We start from the raw sequence: 25,173 nt of genomic DNA, 5'->3' as shown, positions 1-25,173 counted from the left end.
ACTGAAGATGAGCGATCCGGCAGAATTCTACATGAACACCCTCGTTCCCATGGTGGTCGAACAGACCTCGCGCGGGGAACGGGCCTACGACATCTTCTCGCGCCTGCTGAAGGAACGGATCATCTTCGTCTCGGGGCCGGTCCATGACGGGATGTCCACGCTGATCTGTGCGCAGCTGTTGTTCCTCGAGGCCGAGAACCCCTCGAAGGACATCAGCATGTACATCAACAGCCCCGGTGGCGTCGTCACCTCGGGCCTGTCGATCTACGATACGATGCAGTACATCCGCCCGCGCGTTTCCACGCTGGTCGTGGGGCAGGCGGCGTCCATGGGCTCGCTGCTGCTGGCAGCCGGCGAACCGGGTCTGCGCTACTCGCTGCCCAACAGCCGCGTGATGGTGCACCAGCCCTCGGGCGGGTACCAGGGCCAGGCGACCGACATCCTGATCCACGCGCGCGAGACCGAGAAGCTGAAGCGCCGCCTGAACGAGATCTATGTCCAGCACACCGGCAACACGCTGGAGCAGGTCGAGGAGGCGCTGGAACGCGACCGCTTCATGTCGCCCGACGAGGCGAAGGACTGGGGCCTGATCGACGAGGTGGTCGCACCCCGCGGCAAGGCCGAGGCCGACAAGAAATAAGCGCCGTGGGGATTGTGACCGGAACGGCCAGTCCCTAACATGGAAAGCAACCGGTCGGGATGCGCGCTTCGCGCGTTCCGGCCACGCCCAAGGAATGCGATGCGCTGGAATGGTCCCGCGCTTCGCCCGCAGACAAGACCTGCCTGCGGCAATGAAGGAAGTGGACGATGGCGAACCAGTCCGGCAGCGACAGCAAGAACACGCTCTATTGCAGCTTTTGCGGCAAGAGCCAGCACGAGGTCCGCAAGCTGATTGCAGGTCCGACGGTGTTCATCTGCGACGAATGCGTCGAGCTGTGCATGGACATCATCCGCGAGGAGACGAAATCGACCGGCCTCAAGTCCGGCGAGGGCGTTCCCACCCCGCGCGAGATCTGCGGCGTTCTGGATGATTACGTCATCGGGCAGGAGCACGCCAAGCGCGTCCTGTCGGTGGCCGTGCACAACCACTACAAGCGCCTGAACCATGGTGCGAAGGGCGATATCGAGCTTGCGAAGTCGAACATCCTGCTGATCGGCCCCACGGGCTGCGGCAAGACGCTGCTGGCGCAGACGCTGGCGCGCATCCTGGACGTTCCCTTCACGATGGCCGATGCGACCACCCTGACCGAGGCCGGCTATGTCGGCGAGGATGTCGAGAACATCATCCTGAAGCTGCTTCAGGCCAGCGAATACAACGTCGAACGCGCGCAGCGCGGCATCGTCTATATCGACGAGGTCGACAAGATCACGCGCAAGTCCGACAACCCCTCGATCACGCGCGACGTGTCGGGCGAGGGTGTCCAGCAGGCGCTGCTGAAGATCATGGAAGGGACCGTCGCAAGCGTTCCGCCGCAGGGCGGTCGCAAGCATCCGCAGCAGGAATTCCTGCAGGTAGACACGACGAACATCCTGTTCATCTGCGGCGGCGCATTCGCCGGTCTGGATCGCATCATCCAGCAGCGCAACAAGGGCACGGCGATGGGCTTCGGCGCCTCGGTCAAGGAGAACACCGACCAGGGCGTGGGCGAGACCTTCAAGGAGCTGGAGCCCGAGGATCTGCTGAAGTTCGGCCTGATCCCGGAATTCGTCGGTCGTCTGCCGGTCATCGCGACGCTGACTGACCTGGACGAGGAAGCGCTGATCATCATCCTGACCAAGCCGAAGAACGCGCTGGTCAAGCAGTATCAGCGCCTGTTCGACCTGGAAGGCGTGCAGCTGACCTTCACCGAGGACGCGCTGCAGGCGATCGCCAAGCGCGCGATCGAACGCAAGACCGGCGCGCGCGGCCTGCGCTCGATCATGGAAGAGATCCTGCTGGATACCATGTTCGAACTGCCCGGCATGGACAGCGTCCAAGAGGTCGTGGTGAACGAGGATGCGGTCGCCCACAGCACCGTGAAGCCCCTGCTGATCCACACGGATCAGAAGAAGGAAAGCGCGACGGCGGGCTGACCCGTCGCGGCCCGGATCCCCGCGACATGCGGGGATCTGGACCCCGGCCCGAAACTGGGGCATATCATCGAAAAACCGTTCGAGGGTTCCCGACATGTCCTTTCTGCTTCGCGCTCTGACCTGGTGGAACAGCCAGACCGTCAACACCCAGTTCTGGACCTGGCGCAACGGCACCAAGGTCGGCGAGGATGCGCAGGGCAACATCTTCTATCAGAACAATGACGGCAAGCGCCGTTGGGTGATCTATTCCGGCGAGGCCGAGGCCAGTCGCATCGACCCCGAATGGCATGGCTGGCTGCACCACACCTGGAACGAGGCCCCGACCGAGGTTCCGCTGCCGCACAAGGCGTGGGAAAAGCCGCACCAGCCCAACCTGACCGGGACCGACGACGCCTATGTGCCCGCGGGTTCGCTCTATCGTGCGGAACCGGCGAAGCGCAGCGATTACGAAGCCTGGCAGCCCGAATAAGATGACCGCGGCAAGCGACGCAGGAACGGCACGGGCCGAGCTGATCGCGGGTGCCGTCGTGATCGCGGTGGCCGCGGGTTTCCTCGGATGGGCCGCGCAGGGGCGCTTCTCGCAGGGCGGATACGAGGTTACGGCATCCTTCCCCGATGTGGACGGCGTGTCCGTGGGCACCGAGATCCGCATGGCAGGCGTCCCGATCGGCAAGGTGTCCGAGGTGCAGCTCGATCCGCAGACCTACATGGCCGACGCGGTCCTGCGCATCCCCGAGGGGATCGTCCTGCCCGCCGACAGTGCCGCGATCATCCAGTCCGACGGGCTGCTGGGCGGCGCCTATATCCAGATCCAGCCCGGCGGCAGCCTGGAGAACCTTGCGCCGGGCGACGAGATCGAAGACGTGCAGGGCGCCGTGAGCCTTCTGCAGCTGATGCTGAAATTCGTCGACAGCCAAGCCTCGGAGGGAGGGGAAGAATGATCCGCGCCGCCATCCTGTCGCTTCTGCTTGCCAGCCCCGCCGCCGCTCAGGAGGTCGCCCGCGCCGAGGGTGCCTTGCTTCGGGGGCTGGACAAGGTGTCGGGCCGCACGACCGATCTGCGCCTGTCCGTGGGTGAGGCCGTTCGCTATGGCAGGCTGGAGGTGCGGCTCGGCGAATGCCGCTATCCCGCTGCCGATCCCAGCTCGGACGCCTATGCCCAGCTGATCGTCACGGACCTGCGCCAGAACGCGACCGTCTTCAGCGGCTGGATGATCGCCAGCTCTCCGGCGCTGTCGGCGCTGGACGATGCGCGTTATGACGTCTGGGTGATTTCCTGCCAGAGCTGATCGGCGTCGGGCAGATCCACCGCGCCGAATTCCGCATTGCCAGACAGCGCGGTCGCCAGTTGGCGACGGTAGACCGCGCGTGGAATTTCGGACCCTCCCATGCGTTCCAGGTGCGGGGTCAGGAACTGCGTGTCGAACAGGGTGAATCCGCAGCGCGCAAGATGCGACGAGGTCCACAGAAGCGCCATCTTGGACCCGTTCCTGCGCGACGACATCATGGATTCCCCGAAGAAGGCCCGCCCGAGCGTCACGCCGAAGATGCCGCCTGCGAATTCGCCGTCCTGTCGCACCTCGATCGCGTGGGCGTGGCCCATCGCGTTCAGTTGCAGGTACAGCCGGAACAGCGGCTCGTTGATCCAGGTGGTCTCGCGGTCGGCGCAGGCGCGAACGACGCGTGCGAAATCGCCGAAATGTCCGGACCACCCGCCCCGGCGCAATTCGCGCCGAAGCGAGCGTGATCCCCGGATTCCGCCGACGGGCAGCACGCCCCGCATGGGCGGGTCGAACCACCACAGCTGGTCGTCATCCGCGCTTTCGGCCATGGGAAAGACGCCGCGCGCATAGCCGTTCAGCAATTGCGCGGGCGTCAGCACCCAGCCCTCAGGCGAAGTTCTTCTCCAGCCACCGCTCGAGCCAGTGGATGGAGTAGTTGCCGGACTGGATGTCGGGCTCTTCCAGAAGCGCGCGGAACAGCGGGACGGTCGTGTCCACACCGTCCACGATCAGCTCGCCCAGTGCGCGTTCCAGGCGGGCCAGGGCCTCGGTCCGGTCGCGACCATGCACGATCAGCTTGCCGATCAGGCTGTCGTAATAGGGCGGGATCGAATAGCCCTGATAGAGCGCGGAGTCCATGCGCACTCCAAGGCCGCCGGGGGCGTGGTACTGGGTGATCTTGCCGGGGCAGGGCGAGAAGGTCGGCACCTTCTCGGCGTTGATCCGGACCTCGATCGAATGGCCGGCGATGGTCAGGTCTTCCTGACGGAACTCCATCTCGTGGCCGGCCGCGACCAGGATCTGCTGGCGCACGAGGTCCACGCCGAAGATCGCCTCGGTCACCGGATGTTCCACCTGAAGGCGCGTGTTCATCTCGATGAAGTAGAACTCGCCATCCTCGTAGAGGAACTCGATCGTGCCCGCGCCGGCATATCCGATCTCGGCCACGGCGTCGGCGCAGATCTTGCCGATGCGTGCGCGTTCCTCGGGGCTGATCGCGGGGCCGGGGGCCTCTTCCAGCACCTTCTGGTGGCGACGCTGCAACGAGCAGTCGCGCTCGCCCAGGTGGACCGCGCGGCCCTTGCCGTCACCGAAGACCTGGATCTCGATGTGGCGCGGCTTCTGCAGGTATTTCTCGATATAGACGTCGGGATTGCCGAAGGCGGCCTTCGCCTCGGCCCGCGCGGTGCGGAAGGCGACCTCGAGGCCCCCCTCGTCCTTGGCGACCTTCATGCCGCGACCGCCGCCGCCCGCCGTCGCCTTGATGATGACGGGATAGCCGATCTGGTCCGCGACGCGCTTGGCGTCGTCGACGTCGTTCACGCCGCCTTCGCTGCCCGGAACGCAGGGCACGCCCAGCTTCTTCATCGTGTCCTTGGCGGTGATCTTGTCACCCATGATGCGGATATGTTCCGCACGCGGACCGATGAAGGTCAGGTCGTGGTCCTCGACCATCTGCACGAAGCCGGCATTTTCCGAAAGGAAGCCATAGCCCGGATGGATGGCCTGCGCGCCGGTGATCTCGCAGGCCGAGATCAGCGCGGGCATCGACAGGTAGCTCTGCCCCGAGGGGGCAGGGCCGATGCAGACGGATTCGTCTGCCATGCGGACATGCATCGCATCCGCGTCGGCGGTCGAATGGACCGCGACGCTGGCGATGCCCATCTCGCGGCAGGCGCGGATCACGCGCAGCGCGATCTCGCCCCGGTTGGCGATGAGGATCTTGTCGAACATGGGCTGCCCTTACTCGACGACCATCAGGGGGGCGCCGAATTCGACCGGTGCGCCGTCATCGACCAGGATGCGCTTGACCGTGCCCGCGCGCGGCGAGGGGATGTGGTTCATGGTCTTCATCGCCTCGACGATCATCAGCGTCTCGCCTTCGGCGACGGTCTGACCGATCTGGACGAAGGGCGCGGCGCCCGGCTCGGCGGCCAGGTAGGCGGTGCCGACCATGGGCGAGGTCACGGCGCCCGGAAGGCTGGCCGGATCCTCGTTCGCGGCGGGGGCTGCGGCGGGCGCCGCTGCGGGCGCGGGTGCCGCGGCAGGTGCGGGGGCCGCGGCCGGTGCGCCTGCGGCATAGACGACCTGCTGGCCCTGCTTGGCCAGGCTGACCGTCAGCCGGTCATGTTCGCCATATTCCCGTTCGACCTGAATTTCGCTCAGTTCGCTTGCGTTCAGCAGTTCGGCCAGCGACTGGATGAAGGCCACGTCGCCTTCGTGGTGCTTGCCGTGCTTGGAATCGTTGGTCATGCCGTCCTCTGCCATGTTTTTCGATGCCGCACCTTGGCGGCGATTGCGGCGCTTATAGCCCCTTGCATTGCCCAAGGGGAAGGGTTCTGCGTTTCGAACGGGCCTATTGCCCCCGAGATGCCTTCTCGGCAATGCCCGAAACGCCTTCGCGCCGGGCAAGTTCGTCTTCGACATCCGCCAGCGTAACATCACGCGCCGCCAGCATCACCATCAGATGATAGAGGACGTCCGCCGCCTCGGAGGCGAGGCGCGCGCGGTCGCCCTTTACGGCCTCGATGATGGCCTCGACGGCCTCCTCGCCGAACTTCTCGGCGCATTTCTCGGGGCCCTTGGCCAGCAGCTTGGCGGTCCAGCTGCCATCGGGATCCGCGCCCTTGCGGGATTCGATGGTGGCGGCAAGGCGTTCGATGGCGGTCATGTCAGCCTCATGGGGATGCCCGCGGCGGCCATGTATTCCTTGGCCTCGGCGATGGTATGGGTGCCGAAATGGAAGATGGATGCCGCAAGCACGGCGCTTGCATGGCCTTCGGTCACGCCCTCGACCAGGTGATCCAGCGTGCCGACGCCGCCCGATGCGATGACCGGGATGTTCACGGCATCCGCGATGGCGCGGGTCAGCCCGATGTTGAAGCCCGACCGCGTGCCGTCGCGATCCATCGAGGTCAGCAGGATCTCCCCCGCGCCCTTCGATTCGACGAGGCGGGCGAATTCCACGGCGTCGATGCCGGTGGACTTGCGGCCGCCATGGGTGAAGATCTCCCACCGGCCATCCGCCACGGTCTTGGCGTCGATGGCGGTCACGATGCACTGGCTGCCGAAGCGGTCCGCCGCACGGGCGACCACGTCGGGATCGGCCACGGCGGCGCTGTTGAAGCTGACCTTGTCGGCCCCCGCCAGCAGCAGCGCGCGCACATCGTCCGAGGTCCGCACGCCGCCGCCGACCGTCAGCGGCACGAAGCACTGCTCGGCGGTGCGCGTCACGAGGTCGAACATCGTGCCGCGGTTCTCGTGCGTGGCGTGGATGTCGAGAAAGCAGATCTCGTCGGCGCCGGCGGCGTCATAGGCGCGCGCGGCCTCGACCGGATCGCCCGCGTCGCGCAGGTCCACGAAGTTCACGCCCTTGACCACGCGACCGTCGGCCACGTCCAGGCAGGGGATGATGCGGGTCTTCAGCATCGCTTCAACCTTTCCTTGGGGATCAGGCCAGCGCGGCCAGCGCCTGGCCCAGGTCCAGCGCCCCGTCATAGAGCGCGCGCCCCGAGATCGCACCCGAGATGATGCCCGTCGCCTTCAGCGCATGCAGGTCGTCCAGCGAGGACACGCCACCCGATGCGATGACCGGGATGTCCACCGCGCGGGCCAGCGCCTCGGTCGCGGCGATGTTCGGGCCGCCCATCGCACCGTCGCGGTCGATATCGGTGTAGATGATGGCCGCCACGCCCGCATCCTCGAACTGGCGGGCAAGGTCGGTCGCCATGACGTCGGTCTCGGTTGCCCAGCCGCGGGTGGCCACGCGACCCGCGCGCGCATCGATGCCGACCGCGATCTTGCCGGGGAAGGCGGCAGCGGCCTCGCGCACGAGGGCGGGGTTCTCGACCGCGACGGTGCCCAGGATGACGCGGGACAACCCGCGTTCGATCCACGCCTCGATCGTGGCCATGTCGCGGATGCCGCCGCCCAGCTGGGCGGGAATGTCGGTGCGTGCCAGGATCGCCTCGACCGCCTCGGCATTGACCGGACGGCCCGCGAAGGCGCCGTTCAGATCGACCAGGTGCAGCCACTGCGCGCCGGCGTCCTGGAAGGCGCGGGCCTGTGCCGCCGGGTCGGTCCCGAAGACGGTCGCAGCCTCCATGTCGCCGCGCAGCAGGCGCACGCAATTGCCGTCCTTGAGGTCGATGGCGGGATAGAGGATCATCTGCAAGCTCCGGGCCTTGGATCGGGGTCGCATCCCTTTGGCATGACAGGCCCCTTGGGGCAAGTGGCGGACCCTACGTTATGCTTGCCAGCTGCCCGTGCCGGGACGCAATCTGGGCCATCCTTACAGGGAGGAGGGATCATGCGTCATTTCATTCTGGCCGCAGGCTTCGCGCTGGCGGCGGGGGCGGCTGCGGCCGACCCGATCGAGGGGATCTGGCAGACACAGCCGGACGAGGGGGCCTTTGCCCATGTCACCATCGCGCCCTGCGGCGGCGCGTTCTGCGGCACGATCAGCCGCACCTTCAAGGACGGCGCGGAATACCAGTCGCCGAACCTTGGCCGCCAGATCGTCATCGACATGGCGGCGAAGGGCGGCGGCGCCTATGAGGGCCGCGTATGGCGACCGGCCAACGACAAGGTCTATAACGGCAAGGCGGCCGTGTCGGGCGACCGGATGAGCCTGTCGGGCTGCGTCGCGGGCGGCCTGATCTGCAAGAGCCAGACCTGGGCCAAGGTCCAGTAACCGCCGGGCACCCGTGGAAAGGGCCGGGTTTCCCCGGCCCGATCCGTCATTCCGCCGCCGTGCGGGGCCGCCACAGCGACAGGCAGGGGATCTTGGTCCGGTCGCAGCGATCGGCATAGCGGCTGGCGATGTCGCGGACCTCGGCCAGCAGCCCGTCCTCCAGCTTGATCGGTTGCAGGCCCAGCCCCAGGAAGCCGTCATTGGCGACATGCAAGTCGTTCTCGTCGGCCTCGTTGCGGGGGTTTTCCTGGAAGGCGATCTGCGTGCCCGTCCGGGCGGCGATCATCTGGGCCAGGTCGCGGACGCGGTGCGTCTCGGTCATCTGGTTCAGGATGCGCACGCGGTCGCCCGCGGCGGGCGGGTTCATCAGCGCCAGCTCGATGCAGCGGCAGGTGTCCTGGATGTGGATGAAGGCGCGCGTCTGCCCGCCCGTCCCGTGCACCGTCATCGGGTGGCCGATCGCGGCCTGCATCAGGAAGCGGTTCAGCACGGTCCCGTAATCGCCGTCGTAGTCGAAGCGGTTGATCAGCCGCTCGTCCCGTGCCGTCTCCTCGGTCTGGGTGCCCCAGACGATGCCCTGGTGCAGGTCGGTGATCCGCAGCCCGTCATTCTTGTTGTAGTAGAAGAAGAACAGCTGATCCTGCGTCTTGGTCATGTGATAGATGCTGCCCGGATTCGCCGGATACAGGATCTGCTGCCGATGCGGCCCGTTCGCGGTGTCCACGGTCACGTCCAGATACCCCTCGGGGATCTTCATGCCCGCGGTGCCGTATCCATAGACCCCCATCGTGCCAAGATGCAGCAGGTGGATGTCCTGGCCCGATTCCACGATGGCCGCCAGCACGTCGTTCGTCGCGTTCAGGTTGTTGCTGACGGTGTAGCGCTTGTGTCGGCTGGATTTCATCGAATAGGGCGCGGCGCGCTGTTCGGCGAAATGAATGATCGCGTCGGGACGCTCGGACCGGATCAGGTCCAGCAGGCGGTCGTAATCCTGCCCGACCGTCAGGTCGACCGCGCGGATGTCCCGCCCCGAGATCTCGGCCCATGCGCGGATGCGTTCGCCAAGCGGCCTGATCGGCGTCAGCGAGGTCACCTCCAGCTCGATGTCGATCTTGCGGCGCGACAGGTTGTCGACGATCACGATCTGATGGCCGCGGGCCGAAAGATGCAGTGCGGTGGGCCAGCCGCAAAAACCGTCTCCGCCCAATACGATGATTTTCATGGATTCCCATCTCCTACCTTCGGCGGAGACTAGGCGCGATGTCGAAATTGATCCACCCCTTTGGTATGGGGCGACATGCAATCGTTACATCTGCGAGCGCGATTGTTCCATGTTCTCCATGTGCATCGCGATGGCGTCGTCGATATCGTCGAAATAGAACAGCTTGCCCGCCTCGAGCACGGCACCCGCCTTGCAGACGGCGCGCAGCATCCCCATCGAATGCGACACCACGATGGCGCCCGCGCGGTCCATGCGGTGGTTGAAGACGTGGTTCGACTTGGCCTTGAAGGACGCGTCGCCCACGGCCGACACCTCGTCCACCAGGTAGGTGTCGAAGGGCACGGCCATCGACAGCCCGAAGGCCAGCCGCGATTTCATCCCCGAGGAATAGCTGCGCAGGGGCAGGCGGAAATGGTCGCCCAGCTCGGCGAAATCCTCGACGAAGGCCAGCAGTTCCTCGGTATCGATGCCATAGAGGCGGGCGACGAAGCGGCAGTTCTGCTCGCCCGTCAGCTCTCCGCTGAACGATCCGGCAAAGCCCACGGGCCAGCTGATCGTGCCGGTGGACAGGATCTGCCCCGAGGTCGGCAGCATCGCCCCCGAGATCATCCGCAGAAGCGACGATTTTCCCGCGCCGTTCCGCCCCAGCAGCGCGACCGAGACCCCGGTTGGGAAGGTCGCGGTGATGTTGTCGGCCACCACCTTGCTGCGACCGTTCAGCGTATAGGTCTTGGTCAGGTTCTGAAGCCGGATCATCGCCGGTCGCGCAGGCTGTAGAAGGCGAGGCAGCCGATGATCCAGATCAGCGTCAGGAAGCCGAAGATCATCGCCAGAAGCTGACCGCGCTGCGGGAACTCGGGTTCCTGCGCTAGCGTCGGGCGGATATAGGGCGCAAGATAGCGCGACTGGCGCACGGCCTCGGCGCGGGCGGCCTCGAACGAGGCCAGCGCCGTGGTATAGCTCGTTTCCGCGAATTGCCGATCCACCGCCAGCGTCTCGTACTGGCCGACGACCTCGGACAGGGCGACATCCTCAGTATTGGTGCCGACCTTCTGGCGTTCGTTGTCGATCTGCTCGCGGATGACATCGACGCGCAGTTCCGTCTGCGAGATGCGCGGATCGTCGGGCTGCGCATTGGCCCGCAGCAGTCCGAGCGACACGAGCTGTTCGGCAAGCTGCGTCTGCAACGAGGTGACGACGCCGACCTGGCCCTGCACGTCGGCCTCGGGGTCGACGATCTGGTACTGGTTGCGGAACTCGGTCACGGCCTGGCGCGCCTCGCGCAGGCGCTCCTGCGCGCGCTCCAGCTCGTCTCGGGCATAGCGCAGGGCATCCTCGCGGCTGATGTCGTTCAGCTCGTTGATGAGGACGGTGCCCTCGTCCAGGATCGCCTGCGTGATGTCCTGGGCGTCCTGCGGATCGAAGGCAAGGACGCGCAGGTCGATCATCCCGTCATCGTACTGGATGCGGACCTTGCGTTCCCATTCCCCGACCAGATCCTCGATCGAATCGTTGCCGGTGAACGAGAATACGGGATCCCCGGGGGCCTTCGACCAGACCTCTCGCAGGTCCATGCGGCGGTCGACGCGTTCCACCAGGTCGCGGCTCTGGATGAACTTGTAGAGGATGTCGGTGTCGCTGGTCGAGCTGGAGGTGACCCCCACGAGCGAGCTGAGACCGCCCAGCACGTCGGTCGAGGTTCCCGCGCTTTCGGACCGGACGGAGAAGCCCACATAGGAGGCGTACTGGTCTGCCGCCCGCAGGTTCAGATAGGCGCCTGCGATGATCGTGGGCAGCCCGACCACCAGCGCGAAGGCCGCGACCATGCCGCGATGGCGACGCTTGACCCGCGCGACCGAGGCGGTGGGCGCGACCGGCGCGCCCTGCATCTTGGCGCGGGCCTGTGCGATGCGCTGCTTCTGGGCGGCAGTGGTCGCTGCGTCGGATTTCGCGGCCTTCATGCGGTGCATCTGGGCGCCGGCATTCGAGCCCCTGGCCTGCATCGGCCCGCGCCACTTGACTTGCGCACGGTGGCCTTGCGCTCCTTGGAAGCGGTTCTGGTTCTCGACCTGTGCAGGCTTGGCGCTGCGTTCCGGTTCATTGGCCTGCGAGCCTCCGTTCTGCGGGCCGCTTGCATCGGGCCCGGTGCCTTGGGCCGGTGTTTGGTCATCAGCGGACATGCGCTCGCCCCGCCTGTCTTGTTGCATTTGTCAGCATCGTCATACATAAGCACGGCCGACAGTTCCAGTGCCGATCAGACGGCGGGATCGTGAACGCAAGAAGGCGCGGCATGTCCGACACCCGACCTTTCTCCAAGCCGGCATTCCCCCGTCAGACGCGGCCCCAGGGGCAGCGGCAGCTGAAGGAGGTGCGCAAGCATCGCAGCCATGCCAGCCTGCGCGCCATCGGCGCCCTGGTCCTGAGAGAAATGCAGACCAGCAACGGGCGCGGGCGCGGCAGCTATCTCTGGGCGATCCTCGAGCCGGTCGGCGGGATCGTGATGCTGACGATGATCTTCTCGCTCGGGTTCCGGGCGCCGCCCATCGGGACGAATTTCGCGATCTTCTACGCGACGGGCATGGTGCCGTTCATGGCCTACATGGACATCTCGGGGAAGGTGTCGAACGCGATCACCTATTCGAAGCCGCTGCTGGCATATCCCGCGGTGACCTTCATGGACGCCCTGATCGCGCGGATCCTGTTCAACACGATCACGCACATGATGGTCGCCATCGTGATCTTCGTGGGCATCAGCATGATGATGGAGACGCGGACCCATCCGCAGATCGGAGGGATCGCCCTGGGCATGCTGATGGCCATCGTCTTCGCGACGGGGGTGGGTGTGATGAACTGCTTCCTGTTCCAGGCCTTCATCTGGTGGCAGTCGGTCTGGTCCATCGTGACCCGCCCGCTGTTCATCGTGTCGGGGCTGTTCTTCATCTTCGACGACGTGCCGCAGCCCTATCAGGACTGGCTGTGGTACAACCCCCTGATCCATGTGATCGGGCAGATGCGGCGGTCGTTCTTCGCGTCCTACAGCGGCGATTATGTCAGCCACGCCTATCTGTTCGGCGTGGCGCTGATCCTGATCGCCCTGGGCCTGGCACTGCTGATCCGGTATCACCGCGACCTGCAATACAGCTGATCGTCAGCCCCGCGGGTCGATCAGGCGGGCCAGCACCGCGGCGCGGGTGATGCGCCCGCCGCCCTGCACGGGAACGGCGGTGTCGCCCGTCAGGCGGTCCATCACGTCGCGAACGGGCATGTCACGGGGGACAGGCTCGCCCGCGGCCTCGCCGGGTTCGGCGACATCCTCGGCGGTCAGCACGCCAAGCGGGTTCATGTGCGCCACGAAGTCCGCGACATATTCGTTGGCCGGATTGGCGATGATGTCGCGGGCGGTGCCGATCTGGACGATGCGCCCACCCTCCATCAGGGCGATGCGGTTGCCCAGCTTGAATGCCTCGTCCAGGTCGTGGCTGACGAAGATGATGGTGCGCCGGGTCCTGGCCTGCAGCTCCAGAAGCTCGTCCTGAAGGCGCGCACGGATCAGCGGATCCAGCGCGCTGAAGGGTTCGTCCATCAGCAGGATCGGGGCCTCGGTCGCGAAGGCGCGGGCAAGGCCGACGCGCTGCTGCATGCCGCCCGACAATTCGCCGACCTTGCGGTCCGCCCATTCCGCCAGCCCGACGGTGGCCAGGTGCTGGTCGACCCTCTCGCGCCGTTCGGAGGCGCGCAGGCCCGCCAGTTCCAGCCCCAGGCCGACATTGTCGCGCACGCTGCGCCAGGGCAGCAGGCCGAACTGCTGGAACACCATCGCGACGTTGCGCAGGCGGATCTCTCGCAGGCTCTTGGCGCCGGCGCCGGTCACGCTGACCATGCTGTCGCCCTGCCGGATGCGGACCTCGCCGCGGCAGACGTCGTTCAGCGCGTTCACCGCCCGCAGAAGCGTGGACTTGCCCGATCCCGACAGGCCCATCAGCACGAGGATCTCGCCCTCGGCCACGGACAGCGAACAGTCGTGGACGCCCAGGACCTGGCCGGTCTCGTCCTTGATGGGGCCGCGTTCAAGCCCCTCGTCCATCAGGGGCAGGGCCGACGCGGGGCGGTCGCCGAAGACGATCGAGACGCGGTCGAATTCGACGGCGGTGCGTTCCGTGGCGCTCATTTCCGGCCCTCCATGCGCAGCATCCGGTCAAGCAGGATGGCGACGACGACGATGACGAAACCCGATTCGAAGCCAAGCGCGGTGTTCACGCTGTTCAGCGCGCGCACGACCGGCACCCCAAGGCCCGATGCGCCGACAAGCGCGGCGATCACGACCATGGACAGCGATAGCATGATGGTCTGGTTCAGGCCCGCCATGATCTGGGGCAGGGCGCTTGGCAGTTCGACCTTCCACAGCAGCTGGCGGGGCGTCGCGCCGAATGCGCGCGCGGCCTCGGTGAGGGCGGCGGGGGTCGAGGATATCCCCAGCTGCGTCAGCCGGATGGGGGCGGGCAGCACGAAGATGACCGTGGCCAGCAGCCCCGGCACCATGCCGATGCCGAAGAAGACGATGGCCGGGATCAGGTAGACGAAGGTCGGCAGCGTCTGCATCAGGTCCAGAACCGGGCGCATCCACGCATAGAGCCGGGGCCGGTGGGCCGCAGCGATCCCGACGGGGACGCCGATCGCCATGCAGACGATGCAGGCCGACAGGACCAGTGTCAGCGATTGCAGAGTTTCCTCCCAGTAGCCCTGGTTGAGGACGAACAGCAGGCCCGCGCCCATCAGCAGGCAGACCGAGATCCGCCGTTGCAGGGCGTAGGTCAGCGCCATCGCGATCACGATGAACAGGAAGGGATGCGGCGCCTCGAGCGCGCCCAGCACGCCGTCGATCAGCGCGTCCATCGCGTCCGAGATCGCGTTGAACAGCGGCGCGGCATTGGCGTTCAGCCAGTCGAATACGGCCTTGGCGGTCTTGCCGACCGGGATCTTGTTGTCGGTGACCCACTGGGTGAGCTGCTCCATCTTCGCGCCTCTGCCTGTCGGGAACGGGTTGCCGGGCGCGACGTGTGCCGCGCCCGGTCCGGATGTGTCAGCCTTCCAGCGCGGCGTCCAGCGCCGCCTTCGGATCGTTGCCGTCCACGGTGGTCACGTCGACCAGCCACGGGGTCGCGGCGTCGGGATTGGCGGCCAGCCATTCGGCCGCGGCCTCCATCGGATCCTGGCCGTCGTTCAGGATCTTGCCCATGACCTCGTTTTCCATCGCCAGCGTGAATTCGAGGTTCGACAGCAGCTTGCCGACATTGGGGCATTCCTCGACATAGCCTGCGCGCGTGTTGGTGCGCACCTCGGCGCCGCCCAGGTCGGGGCCGAAGATGTCGTCGCCGCCGGTCAGGTAGGTCAGCTCGAACTGGGCGTTCATCGGGTGGGGCTCCCAGCCCAGGAACACGATCGGATCGCCCGAGTTCTTGGCGCGGCCGACCTGCGCCAGCATGCCCTGTTCGCTGGATTCGACGATCTCGAAGGTCCCAAGGCCGAACTGGTCGCCCGCGACCATCTCCAGCAGCAGGCGGTTGCCGTCATTGCCCGGCTCGATCCCGTAGATCTTGCCGTCCAGCGCGTCCTTCTGCGCTGCGATGTCGGCGAAATCGGCGATGCCCAGATCGGCACCGGCCTTGTTGGTGGCCAGCGTGTATTTCGCGCCGGTCAGGTTCGTGCGGACCGTGTCCACCGTGCCCTCGTCGCGATAGGGGGCGATGTCGGCCTCCATCGTGGGCATCCAGTTGCCCAGGAACACGTCCACGTCGTCGGTGGACAGCGCCGTATAGGTGACGGGCACCGACAGCAGGCGGGTCTCGGTCTCGTATCCCAGTGCCTGCAGCACGGTCGAGGTCAGCGCGGTGGTGGCGGTGATGTCCGACCAGCCCACATCCGAGAAGACCACCGTATGGCACTGATCGGGCTCGGCTGCGGCGGCGGGGAATGCGGCTGCGGCACCAAGTGCGGCGGCCAGTGCAATTCGCGAAAGGGTCATTTTTGGCTCCCTGTTCTTGATTGGTCAGTCAATTAACGCTATGTTGTCCCGGCAAAGCAACGAAAATCTTACGATTTGTGGTGCAGAAATGCCGAAACTTGGCGCAGAGCCTATCCGAAAAGCAGCGCTGATCAATGCTGCCATCTACGAAGTCGGTCGTGCGGGCTCGCTCGACGTGACCGTGGCGCAGATCGCGAAACGGGCCGGCATGTCGCCCGCCCTTGCGCATCACTATTTCGGGTCGAAGGAACAGATCTTCCTGTCGGCGATGCGCTACATCCTGCGCGTCTATGGCCAGTCCGTGCGCGAGGTGCTGCCCGGCCACGGGCCGCGCGGTCGCGTCAACGCCATCGTGCAGGCCAGCTTTGCGCCCCAGAACTTCCAGCGGGAAACGGTCAGCGCCTGGCTGAACTTCTATGCCCTGTCCTTCGTCAACAAGGATGCGGCCCGTCTGCTGGAAATCTATCGCAGTCGCCTGCGCTCGAACCTGATCGTCGCCCTGCGGGGCCTGACCGATCACCCTGAACGCACCGCCGAGACGCTCGGTGCGCTGATCGACGGGGTCTACCTGCGCGCGGTCCTGACACCGGGACCGACCGACGCGGATGCCTCCATGAACATCGTCATGTCCTATCTCGAGGAAACCCTCAAATGAGTCTTTCCGCACAACCCAAGGCCAGCCTTTTCATCGACGGCGAATATGTCGAGGGCGAAGGCCCCGAGCTGGCCGTCCTCTATCCCTTCACCGGCGAGACCATCGCCACCCTGCGCGAGGCATCGCCCGAGCAGGTGGAACGCGCCTGCGCATCCGCACGCCGCGCGCAGGTCGAATGGGCCGCGATGGCCCCGGTCGAACGCGGTCGCATCCTGTCGCGTGCCGTCCGCATCATCGAGAAGCGCAACGAAGAGCTCGCGCGCCTTGAAACGCTGGATACCGGCAAGCCCATCCAGGAAACGCTGGTCGCCGACTGGCCCTCGGGCGCCGAGGCGCTCGAGTATTACGCAGGTCTTGCAGCGACCGTGACGGGCCAGATGATCCCGCTGGGGCAGGACTGGGCCTATACCCGCCGAGAGCCGCTGGGCGTCTGTGCGGGCATCGGTGCCTGGAACTATCCCAGCCAGATCGCCTGCTGGAAGGCCGCGCCCGCGCTGGCGATGGGCAATTCCATGGTCTACAAGCCGTCCGAGGAAACGCCGCTGGGCGCGCTGAAGTTGGCCGAGATCTTCATCGAGGCGGGCGTTCCCGCCGGTGTCTACAACGTCGTGCAGGGCCGCGGCCAGGTCGGCGCGTCGCTGGTCACCAATCCCGATGTCGCCAAGGTGTCGCTGACCGGTTCGGTGCCCACGGGGCGCAAGGTCTATACCGCCGCCGCCGAGGGGATGCGCCATGTCACGATGGAACTGGGCGGCAAGTCGCCCCTGATCGTCTTCGACGACGCCAATCTGGAAGATGCCGTCAGCGCGGCGATCCTGGCGAACTTCTACAGCTCGGGTCAGATCTGCTCCAACGGGACGCGCGTCTTCCTGCAGGAAGGCATCAAGCAGCGCTTCCTCGACCGGTTGGTCGAACGCGTGCGCAACATCCGCATGGGCGATCCGCTGGACCCCGACACCAATCACGGCCCGATGATCAATGCGGCCCAGACCGCCAAGATCCGCGCCATGATCGAGGGGGCCGAGGCTGCCGGCGCGCGCATGGTCTGCGGCGGCACGGGCGAGGGCGCGTTCATCCCGCCCACCGTCTTTGCCGATGCGACCGACGACATGGAGATCGCCCGCGACGAGATCTTCGGCCCGGTGATGACCACGCTGTCCTTCTTCGACGAGGAAGAGGTCGTGCGCCGTGCCAACGACACGGGCTTCGGCCTGGCCGCAGGGGTCTTCACGCAGGACCTGACGCGCGCGCATCGCGTCATCGGCAATCTGCAGGCCGGGACCTGCTGGATCAACACCTACAACCTGACGCCCGTGCAGATGCCCTTCGGCGGCGTCAAGATGTCGGGCGTGGGCCGCGAGAACTCGGCCGCCGCGATCGAGCATTACTCGCAGCTGAAATCCGTCTATGTCGGGATGGGAGGCGTCGATGCACCCTACTGATCTGCCCAAGGCGGCGGCGACCGCCGATTACGTCATCATCGGGGCCGGCAGCGCAGGCTGCGCGCTGGCCTATCGCCTGACCGAGGCGGGTCGCACCGTGACCCTGATCGAGTTCGGCGGCAGCGATATCGGCCCCTTCATCCAGATGCCGGGCGCGCTGTCCTATCCGATGAACATGGAGCGCTACGACTGGGGCTTCAGCTCGGAACCCGAGCCGGGTCTCGGGAACCGCCGTCTTGCGACCCCGCGCGGCAAGGTGCTGGGGGGATCGTCCTCGATCAACGGGATGGTCTTCGTGCGCGGCAACCGCATGGATTACGAGCACTGGCAGGAAAGCGGGGCCGAGGGCTGGGACTATGCCGGCGTGCTGCCCTATTTCAAGCGGATGGAGACCTGGCACGGCGATCCGACCGGGGCGCAGACCTCGGAATGGCGCGGTGACAGCGGCCCGCTGCACGTGTCGCGCGGCAAGCGCAAGAACCCGCTGTTCAACACCTTCATCGAGGCGGGCGAACAGGCGGGCTGGCCTCGGACCGACGATTACAACGGCGAACAGCAGGAGGGCTTCGGCCCGATGGAGGCGACGATCTGGAAGGGTCGCCGCTGGTCCACTGCCAATGCCTATCTGCGTCCGGCCAAGAAATCGGGCAAGCTGACGGTCGTGCGCGGCCTTGCGCGCCGCGTCCTGTTCGCGGGCAAGCGCGCCGTCGGCGTCGAGATCGAGCAGAAGGGCCAGGTCAAGGCCGTCCTCGCCTCGCGCGAGGTGATCGTCTCGGCCAGCTCGATCAACACGCCCAAGCTGCTGATGCTGTCGGGGATCGGCCCTGCCGACCACCTGGCCGAACACGGCATCCAGACGCTGTCGGATCGTCCGGGCGTCGGCGCGAACCTGCAGGACCATCTCGAGGTCTACATGCAGTACAAGTCGCTGAAGCCGGTCACGCTGTACACCTATTACAACCTGCTGGGCAAAAGCCGCGTGGGGATCGAGTGGCTGCTGCAGAAGACGGGCCTCGGCGCGTCGAACCAGTTCGAGAGCTGCGGCTTCATCCGCTCGACCGAGGATGTGCCCTATCCGGACATCCAGTACCACTTCCTGCCGCTGGCCGTCCGCTATGATGGCAAGGCCGCCGCGCAGGGGCACGGGTTCCAGGCGCATGTCGGCCCGATGCGGTCCAAGTCGCGCGGCACCGTGCGCCTGAAAAGCGCCGACCCGAACGCGGCCCCCGAGATCCGCTTCAACTACATGTCGCACGAGGATGACTGGGCCGAGTTCCGCGCCGCCGTCCGGCATACGCGCAAGATCTTCGATCAGCCCGCCTTCGCCGAATATCGCGGCGAGGAGATCCAGCCCGGCGACCACGCGCAGACCGATGCCGAGATCGACGATTTCATCCGCGAGCATGCGGAATCGGCCTATCACCCCTGCGGGACCGCCCGCGTGGGCGCGGTGGACGATCCGATGGCGGTGGTCGATCCGGAACTGCGCGTGATCGGGGTCGAGGGGCTGCGCGTGGCCGACAGCTCGATCTTCCCGCGCATTACGAACGGCAACCTGAACGGCCCGTCGATCATGACGGGCGAGAAGGCCGCCGACCACATCCTTGGACGGCAGATGCTGCGCGAGGATCCGGGCGCCTGACGCCTGAAACAAGAAGGCCCGCGCAGCGATGCGCGGGCCTTTTTCGTCAGGCGGCGTCGGTTTCCGCGGCGCCCGCCTTGGCCGGGACATAGTTCAGCACGGGCGCCAGCCAGCGTTCGACCTCGGCCAGGGTCATGCCCTTGCGTTCGGCATAGTCGCGGGCCTGATCCTCTTCGATCTTGGCCACGCCGAAGTAATAGGCGTCGGGATGCGCCAGGTAGATCCCCGAGACCGAGGACCCCGGCCACATCGCCATGCTTTCCGTCAGCTCGACCCCCGTGGCGGCGGTCGCGTCCAGAAGGCGGAACAGCGTGTCCTTTTCCGTGTGGTCGGGCTGCGCCGGATAGCCGGGCGCGGGCCGGATGCCGGCATAGGGCTCGCCGATCAGCTCCTGAGGAGAGAAGGTCTCGTCCTTGGCATAGCCCCAGTAGTCGCGGCGCGTGCGTTCGTGCAGCATCTCGGCCATGGCCTCGGCAAAGCGGTCGGCCAGCGCCTTGACCATGATCGCGCCGTAATCGTCGTTCGCGCGTTCATAGCGGGCCGCGATCTCGGATTCCTCGGGGCCGGCGGTGACGACGAAGCCGCCCACATGGTCCGCGATCCCCTCGGGGGCCACGAAATCCGACAGCGCGACATTCGGGCGACCGTTGCGCTTGGTCACCTGCTGGCGCAGCGTGTGCAGGGTCGCCAGCGTTTCGCTGCGGTCGGCATCCGTGAACAGGCGGATGTCGTCGCCGACGGCATTCGCGGGCCAGAAGCCCACGACGGCGCGGGGCTTGAACCACTGGCCCTCGATGATGCGGGCCAGCATCTCCTGCGCCTCGGCGAACAGCTGGCGGGCGGCCTCGCCCTGCTTCTCGTCGTCCAGGATGCGGGGATAGACGCCCTTCAGTTCCCAGGTCTGGAAGAACGGCGTCCAGTCGATATAGCGCGCGATCTCGGCCAGGTCCCAATCGTCGATGACGCGGGTGCCGGTGAAGCTGGGCGCGACGGGATCGTAGGCAGCCCAGTCCAGCGCGATGGCGTTCGCGCGCGCCGATGCCAGGGGCAGGCGGCTTTTCGCGGCCTCGGACCGTTCGTGGCGGTCGGCCACCTGCGCGTATTCCGCCCGCAGATCCGCGACATAGCCGTCCTTCTGCGAGGGCGACAGCAGCGCCGAGGCCACGCCCACCGCGCGGCTGGCATCGGTGACATAGACCGCGGGCCCGCGATCATAGCGGGGCGCGATCTTGACCGCCGTGTGGATCTTCGAGGTGGTCGCGCCGCCGATCAGCAGCGGAATGTCGAAGCCCTCGCGCTCCATCTCGGACGCGACATGGACCATCTCGTCCAGCGATGGCGTGATCAGGCCGGACAGGCCGATGATGTCCACCTTCTCGTCGCGGGCGACCTGAAGGATCTTCTGCGGGGGGACCATGACGCCAAGGTCGATCACCTCGAAATTGTTGCAGGCCAGCACGACGCCCACGATGTTCTTGCCGATGTCGTGCACGTCGCCCTTGACCGTGGCCATCAGCACCTTGCCCGCGCTTTCGCGTTCGGTGCTGCCGCCCTGACGCTTCTCCTCCTCCATGTAGGGCAGAAGGACGGCGACGGCCTGTTTCATGACGCGGGCCGATTTCACCACCTGCGGCAGGAACATCTTGCCCGCGCCGAACAGGTCGCCCACCACGTTCATCCCGGCCATCAGCGGGCCTTCGATGACGTGTAGCGGGCGTTCGGCGGCCTGGCGGGCCTCTTCGGTGTCGGCCTCGATATATTCGGTGATGCCGTTGACCAGCGCGTGTTCCAGGCGCTTCTCGATGGGCCATTCGCGCCAGGACAGGTCCTTCTCGCGCTTCTGGCCGCCACCGTCGCCGCGGAACTTCTCGGCGATCTCCAGCAGGCGCTCGGTCCCGTCGGGGCGACGGTTCAGGACCACATCCTCGCAGGCCTCGCGCAGTTCGGGGTCGATCTGGTCATAGACGGCCAGCTGACCCGCATTGACGATGCCCATGTCCATCCCCGCCTGGATGGCGTGATAGAGGAACACCGCGTGCATCGCCTCGCGCACGGGTTCGTTCCCGCGGAAGCTGAAGGACAGGTTCGACACCCCCCCCGAGACATGCGCATGGGGCAGGTTCTGCCTGATCCAAGCCGTGGCCTCGATGAAATCGACGCCGTAATTGTCATGCTCCTCGATGCCCGTCGCGACGGCAAAGATGTTGGGGTCGAAGATGATGTCCTCGGGGGGGAAGCCAACCTCGTCCACGAGGATGTCATAGGCGCGCTTGCAGATCTCGATCTTGCGGGCGGCGGTGTCTGCCTGGCCCTGTTCGTCGAAGGCCATGACGACGACGGCGGCCCCATAGGCAAGGCACAGCTTCGCCTGCTGGCGGAACTGCTCGACCCCTTCCTTCATGCTGATCGAGTTCACGACCGGCTTGCCCTGCACGCATTGCAGGCCGGCCTCGATCACCTCCCATTTGGAGCTGTCGATCATGATCGGCACGCGGGCGATGTCGGGCTCGGCGGCCAGCAGGTTCAGGAACTCGACCATGGCGGCGCGGCTGTCGATCAGCCCCTCGTCCATGTTGATGTCGATGATCTGCGCGCCGTTTTCGACCTGGTCGCGTGCGACATCCAGCGCCGCGGCATAGTCGCGGTTCTTGATCAGCTTGCGGAAGCGCGCGCTGCCGGTGACGTTGGTGCGCTCGCCGACATTCACGAACGGAATGTCCGAGGTCAGCGTGAAGGGTTCGAGGCCCGAGAGGCGAAGCAGGCGATCAGACATGGGCAAGCACCTTTCGCGGGCTGTGGGCGGCGACCGCGTCGGCGATGGCGCGGATATGGTCGGGGGTGGTGCCGCAGCAGCCGCCGACGACGTTCACCAGCCCCTCGGCCGCGAATTCGGCGACCTGGCGGGCGGTGTCGTCGGGGCCTTCGTCGTATTGGCCGAAGGCGTTGGGCAGCCCGGCATTGGGATAGGCGCAGATGCGGGTATCCGCGACGCCCGCCATCTCGGCCAGGTGGGGGCGCATGGCGGCGGCGCCAAGCGCGCAGTTCAGGCCCACCGTCCAGGGGTTCGCGTGGCGCACGGAATACCAGAACGCCGTGGGGGTCTGCCCCGACAGCGTGCGCCCTGATGCATCGGTGATCGTCCCCGAGATCATCAGCGGGATCGCCTGGCCGTGCTCCTCCATCGCCTGCTGGCAGGCGAAGATCGCGGCCTTGGCGTTCAGCGTGTCGAAGATCGTCTCGATCAGCAGGATGTCGGACCCGCCCTTGATCAGCCCGCGCGCCTGCTGAAGATAGGCGATGCGCAGCTGGTCGAAGGTGATCGCGCGGAAGCCGGGATCGTTCACGTCCGGGCTGATCGACGCGGTGCGGTTCGTCGGCCCAAGCGCGCCCGCGACGAAACGGGGCTTGCCGTCCTCGGCAGTGGCGCGGTCCAGGGCGCGGCGCACGACGCGCGCGCCTTCGACGTTCAGATCCTCGATCGCGTTCTCCAGCCCGTAATCGGCCTGCGCGATGGTGGTGGAGGAAAACGTGTTCGTCTCTACGATATCCGCGCCCGCGATGGCATAGCGGTAGTGGATGTCCTCGACCGCGTCGGGCTGGGTCAGGATCAGAAGGTCGTTGTTGCCCTTCTGCGGATGTTCGGAATGGTGCCGGCAGACATGGCCCGACCCGTGGCCGGTATAATCTTCCTCGGAGAGGTGCAGATCCTGGATCTGCGTGCCCATCGCCCCGTCGAGGATCAGGATGCGTTCATCGGCGGCGCGGTTCAGCGCATCGAAGGCGGGCGATCGGGGCAGGGACATGCAGGGGCCTTTCCTTTGAAGCCCGTGATATATGCCCCCAGCCACCCGCCTGCAAATTCATAGTTCTGCAGAAGATCATGAGCGGCCCTCATGTAAGGGCCGCCCGGACGGTCGGATCAGAAGCCGGCCTTGATCTTCTCGAACTCGGCCAGCTGGCGCTGGCGCTGCTCGGGGTCGTTCGGGGTCTGGGCCAGGACCGGCACGTCGATATCGGCCAGACCCTCCTGGACGGCGGGCTGATCCTCGATCGTGGCCATCGCCTCGGTCGAGGTGTGGCCATAGCCGATCGCGTCCAGAAGGCCCTGACCGGCCTCGGGGGCAAGCCATGCGTTGATGAAATCGTACAGCTTGTCCTCGCTGCCCGGGCCGTCCTTCACGTTGACGAAGCCGCAGAAGAAGGTCGAGGAGCCTTCCTCGGCCTCGCGCTGGAAGCCGACGGGATAGTCGTCCTCTTGCAGATAGACGACGCCGTCGTTCCACGACCATGCCACGTCCACCGCGCCCGAGGCCATCAGCTGCGCCTGTTCGGACGGGTCGGCCCAGTATGCGGCGACGTTCTGATGCGCCTGGCGCAGCCAGTCGGCGGCGGCCTGGAACTGTTCGTCGCTGACATCGGTCCAGTCCGTCGTGCCGGTCGCCAGGTAGGCCAGCGCCCAGACATCGTCCGCGCTGTCGGGCAACGAGGTGCGGCCCTGGTATTTCGGATCGGTGAAGACCTGCAGGCTGGCCACATCCTCGGCCGGGACGGTCTCGCTGTTATAGGCGACGGCGGTGGCGCCCCAGTCGGTCGGGATGAACCAGACGCCCTGATCGTCCTTGAACACCTCGGAATCGAGGAAGCGCGGGGCGATCTTGTCGAAATTCGGGATGCGGTCGGTGTCCCAGGGCTCGATCAGGCCGGCGTCGCGATACTTGCCGACCATCTGGCTGCAGGGATGCACCGCGTCCGCGCGGAACCCCGAGGCCATCTTCTGGAACGCCTCGTCGTCGTCGCCATAGAAGGCGAAGGTCGGGCTGTCGCCATGCTGGTCGACATAGGCCTGGAAGATCTCGGGGACCTCGAAGCCGGCCCAGTCGAAGATCGTCAGGTCGCCATCGGCCGCGAAGGCCGGCAGGCCCGCCGAGGCCGCAAGGATGGTGGTGGTCAGCAAGCGCATGTTTTTCCGGCCTCTCGGTTCGGGTTGATTGCCCGAACGCTAGCCGCCGCTTCTGGCCTGCGCAAGAAAAACGACTAGTCGTCCAGCATCTCGGGGCCGCCGGTGATTTTGGGATCCGGCGTGCCGATCGCATCGGCATCCTTGCCCGCGTAATTGACGGCGTGAAGGATGGTCTGGATGGCCGCGATGCGGGCGCGCCGCTTGTCGTCGGACCGGATCACCGTCCAGGGGGCGATGGGCGAATGCGACAGGTTCAGCGTGTCGCGGATGGCGGTGGTGTATTCGTCCCACCGGGCCAGCCCCTCGACATCGACGGGGCTCAGCTTCCACTGCTTCAGCGGGTCCTGTTCGCGCGCAAGGAAGCGGCGCAGCTGTTCGGCGCGGCCCACGTTCAGCCACAGCTTGACCAGGATCACGCCGTCATCGACCAGCGTCTGCTCGAAGCCCGGAAGCTGGCGGAAGAAGGCGTTGCGCTGATGCTCGGTCGAGAAGTCGAACACTCGTTCCACCACGCCGCGATTGTACCAGCTGCGGTCGAACAGGGCGATCTCTCCGGCGGCGGGCAGGTGATCGACATAGCGCTGGAAATACCACTGGGTCGATTCACGCTCGGTCGGCTTGGGCAGCGCCACGATATAGGACGAGCGGGGATTGAGGTTCTCGCGGACACGCTCGATCGTGCCGCCCTTGCCGGCGGCATCGCGCCCCTCGAACAGCACGACGACGCGCTGGCCGCGATGGATCACGCAATGCATCATGCGCACCAGCTGCACCTGCAGCGCGTCCATGTGGTCGTTGTAGTCGCCCTTGGACATCTCGGCGTCGTAGGGATAGCCCTTGTCCAGGATGTCGTCCTTGTCGCCGTCCTGGACGGCCTTGCGGATCGCCTTGGGCGCGTCGTTCTGCAGATAATCGCCGATGCGGCCGACAAGCGGCATGTCGGGCATGTCCTTCGGAACCATG

General features: G+C 66.2%; 26 protein-coding genes. 10 read left to right on the top strand and 16 right to left on the bottom strand.

All coding sequences use genetic code 11. From position 1 onward, the window contains the following. Positions 1-7: 7 nt before the first annotated feature. The 5 genes from QMZ16_RS03405 to QMZ16_RS03385 all read left to right on the top strand — a co-directional run bounded on the left by QMZ16_RS03405 (position 8) and on the right by QMZ16_RS03385 (position 3,361). The gene (locus QMZ16_RS03405) at positions 8-640 is read left to right on the top strand and encodes an ATP-dependent Clp protease proteolytic subunit (RefSeq protein WP_022706783.1); all 633 of its coding nucleotides are present in this window, start codon (positions 8-10) and stop codon (positions 638-640) included. A gap of 167 nt (positions 641-807) precedes the next feature. Further along, positions 808-2,073: an ATP-dependent Clp protease ATP-binding subunit ClpX gene (gene clpX, locus QMZ16_RS03400; RefSeq protein ID WP_022706782.1), complete on the top strand. Its 1,266-nt coding sequence runs from the start codon at positions 808-810 to the stop codon at positions 2,071-2,073. Positions 2,074-2,167: 94 nt separating this feature from the next. Beyond that, positions 2,168-2,542: an NADH:ubiquinone oxidoreductase subunit NDUFA12 gene (locus QMZ16_RS03395; protein ID WP_282602139.1), complete on the top strand. Its 375-nt coding sequence runs from the start codon at positions 2,168-2,170 to the stop codon at positions 2,540-2,542. Position 2,543: 1 nt separating this feature from the next. Continuing rightward, entirely contained in the window at positions 2,544-3,014 is a 471-nt protein-coding gene (locus QMZ16_RS03390) for an outer membrane lipid asymmetry maintenance protein MlaD (protein WP_282602138.1), read from the top strand. After that, positions 3,011-3,361, top strand: a complete 351-nt coding sequence (locus QMZ16_RS03385) for a DUF2155 domain-containing protein (RefSeq protein ID WP_022706779.1) — start codon at positions 3,011-3,013, stop codon at positions 3,359-3,361. Before QMZ16_RS03390 ends, QMZ16_RS03385 begins: the two co-directional genes overlap by 4 nt. On the opposite strand, the gene aat is transcribed toward QMZ16_RS03385, so the two are convergent. The 6 genes from aat to hisA form a co-directional block, all read right to left on the bottom strand. Continuing rightward, a complete protein-coding gene (gene aat / locus QMZ16_RS03380; RefSeq protein WP_282602137.1) occupies positions 3,328-3,954 on the bottom strand; it encodes a leucyl/phenylalanyl-tRNA--protein transferase in 627 nt (208 codons plus the stop codon). The two genes, QMZ16_RS03385 and aat, sit on opposite strands and share 34 nt — an antisense overlap. Positions 3,955-3,961: 7 nt before the next feature. Then, complete coding sequence (accC, locus tag QMZ16_RS03375; RefSeq protein WP_282602136.1) at positions 3,962-5,308, bottom strand: acetyl-CoA carboxylase biotin carboxylase subunit; 1,347 nt, start codon at positions 5,306-5,308, stop codon at positions 3,962-3,964. A gap of 9 nt (positions 5,309-5,317) precedes the next feature. Beyond that, on the bottom strand, positions 5,318-5,827 hold the full coding sequence (gene accB, locus QMZ16_RS03370; protein WP_022706776.1) for an acetyl-CoA carboxylase biotin carboxyl carrier protein: 510 nt from the start codon (positions 5,825-5,827) through the stop codon (positions 5,318-5,320). 103 nt (positions 5,828-5,930) lie between these two features. Then, complete coding sequence (locus tag QMZ16_RS03365; protein WP_022706775.1) at positions 5,931-6,245, bottom strand: phosphoribosyl-ATP diphosphatase; 315 nt, start codon at positions 6,243-6,245, stop codon at positions 5,931-5,933. Further along, a complete protein-coding gene (gene hisF, locus QMZ16_RS03360; protein ID WP_022706774.1) occupies positions 6,242-7,003 on the bottom strand; it encodes an imidazole glycerol phosphate synthase subunit HisF in 762 nt (253 codons plus the stop codon). Before hisF ends, QMZ16_RS03365 begins: the two co-directional genes overlap by 4 nt. A 22-nt stretch (positions 7,004-7,025) precedes the next feature. Then, on the bottom strand, positions 7,026-7,742 hold the full coding sequence (gene hisA, locus QMZ16_RS03355) for a 1-(5-phosphoribosyl)-5-[(5-phosphoribosylamino)methylideneamino]imidazole-4-carboxamide isomerase (RefSeq protein WP_282602135.1): 717 nt from the start codon (positions 7,740-7,742) through the stop codon (positions 7,026-7,028). A 141-nt stretch (positions 7,743-7,883) separates the two neighbouring features. Here hisA and QMZ16_RS03350 point away from each other — a divergent pair, with 141 nt between their 5' ends. Further along, entirely contained in the window at positions 7,884-8,267 is a 384-nt protein-coding gene (locus QMZ16_RS03350) for a DUF2147 domain-containing protein (protein WP_282602134.1), read from the top strand. 46 nt (positions 8,268-8,313) lie between these two features. On the opposite strand, the gene QMZ16_RS03345 is transcribed toward QMZ16_RS03350, so the two are convergent. From QMZ16_RS03345 to QMZ16_RS03335, 3 genes are all read right to left on the bottom strand, one after another. Continuing rightward, on the bottom strand, positions 8,314-9,489 hold the full coding sequence (locus QMZ16_RS03345) for an NAD-dependent epimerase/dehydratase family protein (protein ID WP_282602133.1): 1,176 nt from the start codon (positions 9,487-9,489) through the stop codon (positions 8,314-8,316). Between the two features lie 84 nt (positions 9,490-9,573). Next, positions 9,574-10,245: an ABC transporter ATP-binding protein gene (locus tag QMZ16_RS03340; RefSeq protein ID WP_022706770.1), complete on the bottom strand. Its 672-nt coding sequence runs from the start codon at positions 10,243-10,245 to the stop codon at positions 9,574-9,576. Further along, on the bottom strand, positions 10,242-11,669 hold the full coding sequence (locus QMZ16_RS03335; RefSeq protein WP_282602132.1) for a hypothetical protein: 1,428 nt from the start codon (positions 11,667-11,669) through the stop codon (positions 10,242-10,244). The genes QMZ16_RS03340 and QMZ16_RS03335 overlap by 4 nt, the downstream gene beginning before the upstream one ends. A 110-nt stretch (positions 11,670-11,779) precedes the next feature. Between QMZ16_RS03335 and QMZ16_RS03330 the strand changes: the two genes are divergently transcribed. Then, positions 11,780-12,634 (top strand): ABC transporter permease, encoded by an 855-nt coding sequence (locus tag QMZ16_RS03330; protein WP_282602131.1) that lies wholly within the window; start codon positions 11,780-11,782, stop codon positions 12,632-12,634. A 3-nt stretch (positions 12,635-12,637) separates the two neighbouring features. Here QMZ16_RS03330 and choV read toward each other — a convergent pair whose 3' ends face one another. The 3 genes from choV to QMZ16_RS03315 form a co-directional block, all read right to left on the bottom strand. Beyond that, a complete protein-coding gene (gene choV, locus QMZ16_RS03325; RefSeq protein WP_022706767.1) occupies positions 12,638-13,657 on the bottom strand; it encodes a choline ABC transporter ATP-binding protein in 1,020 nt (339 codons plus the stop codon). Beyond that, on the bottom strand, positions 13,654-14,502 hold the full coding sequence (gene choW, locus QMZ16_RS03320; RefSeq protein ID WP_282602130.1) for a choline ABC transporter permease subunit: 849 nt from the start codon (positions 14,500-14,502) through the stop codon (positions 13,654-13,656). Before choW ends, choV begins: the two co-directional genes overlap by 4 nt. Positions 14,503-14,569: 67 nt before the next feature. Beyond that, a complete protein-coding gene (locus tag QMZ16_RS03315; RefSeq protein ID WP_282602129.1) occupies positions 14,570-15,511 on the bottom strand; it encodes a choline ABC transporter substrate-binding protein in 942 nt (313 codons plus the stop codon). A gap of 88 nt (positions 15,512-15,599) precedes the next feature. Here QMZ16_RS03315 and betI point away from each other — a divergent pair, with 88 nt between their 5' ends. Genes betI through betA form a run of 3 tightly spaced genes read left to right on the top strand, consistent with a single transcriptional unit; the run spans position 15,600 to position 19,250 of the window. Next, a complete protein-coding gene (gene betI, locus QMZ16_RS03310; protein ID WP_022706764.1) occupies positions 15,600-16,166 on the top strand; it encodes a transcriptional regulator BetI in 567 nt (188 codons plus the stop codon). Next, entirely contained in the window at positions 16,163-17,608 is a 1,446-nt protein-coding gene (gene betB, locus QMZ16_RS03305) for a betaine-aldehyde dehydrogenase (RefSeq protein ID WP_282602127.1), read from the top strand. The genes betI and betB overlap by 4 nt, the downstream gene beginning before the upstream one ends. Then, the gene (gene betA / locus QMZ16_RS03300; protein ID WP_282602126.1) at positions 17,595-19,250 is read left to right on the top strand and encodes a choline dehydrogenase; all 1,656 of its coding nucleotides are present in this window, start codon (positions 17,595-17,597) and stop codon (positions 19,248-19,250) included. The genes betB and betA overlap by 14 nt, the downstream gene beginning before the upstream one ends. 46 nt (positions 19,251-19,296) lie before the next feature. Here the strand turns inward: betA and metH are convergent, their stop codons facing one another. From metH to ppk2, 4 genes are all read right to left on the bottom strand, one after another. After that, the gene (gene metH, locus QMZ16_RS03295) at positions 19,297-22,023 is read right to left on the bottom strand and encodes a methionine synthase (RefSeq protein ID WP_282602125.1); all 2,727 of its coding nucleotides are present in this window, start codon (positions 22,021-22,023) and stop codon (positions 19,297-19,299) included. After that, a complete protein-coding gene (locus tag QMZ16_RS03290; RefSeq protein ID WP_282602124.1) occupies positions 22,016-23,053 on the bottom strand; it encodes a homocysteine S-methyltransferase family protein in 1,038 nt (345 codons plus the stop codon). Before QMZ16_RS03290 ends, metH begins: the two co-directional genes overlap by 8 nt. Positions 23,054-23,169: 116 nt before the next feature. Next, a complete protein-coding gene (locus tag QMZ16_RS03285) occupies positions 23,170-24,210 on the bottom strand; it encodes an ABC transporter substrate-binding protein (RefSeq protein ID WP_282602123.1) in 1,041 nt (346 codons plus the stop codon). Between the two features lie 74 nt (positions 24,211-24,284). Beyond that, the gene (ppk2, locus tag QMZ16_RS03280) at positions 24,285-25,172 is read right to left on the bottom strand and encodes a polyphosphate kinase 2 (RefSeq protein ID WP_282602122.1); all 888 of its coding nucleotides are present in this window, start codon (positions 25,170-25,172) and stop codon (positions 24,285-24,287) included. Between the last annotated feature and the right edge of the window lies 1 nt (position 25,173).

This window comes from Paracoccus sp. PARArs4, assembly GCF_947311865.1.
Lineage (GTDB): Bacteria > Pseudomonadota > Alphaproteobacteria > Rhodobacterales > Rhodobacteraceae > Paracoccus > Paracoccus zeaxanthinifaciens.
The sequence above is the reverse complement of the archived record's forward strand: the minus strand, read 5'-3'. Positions and strand labels throughout refer to the sequence as shown.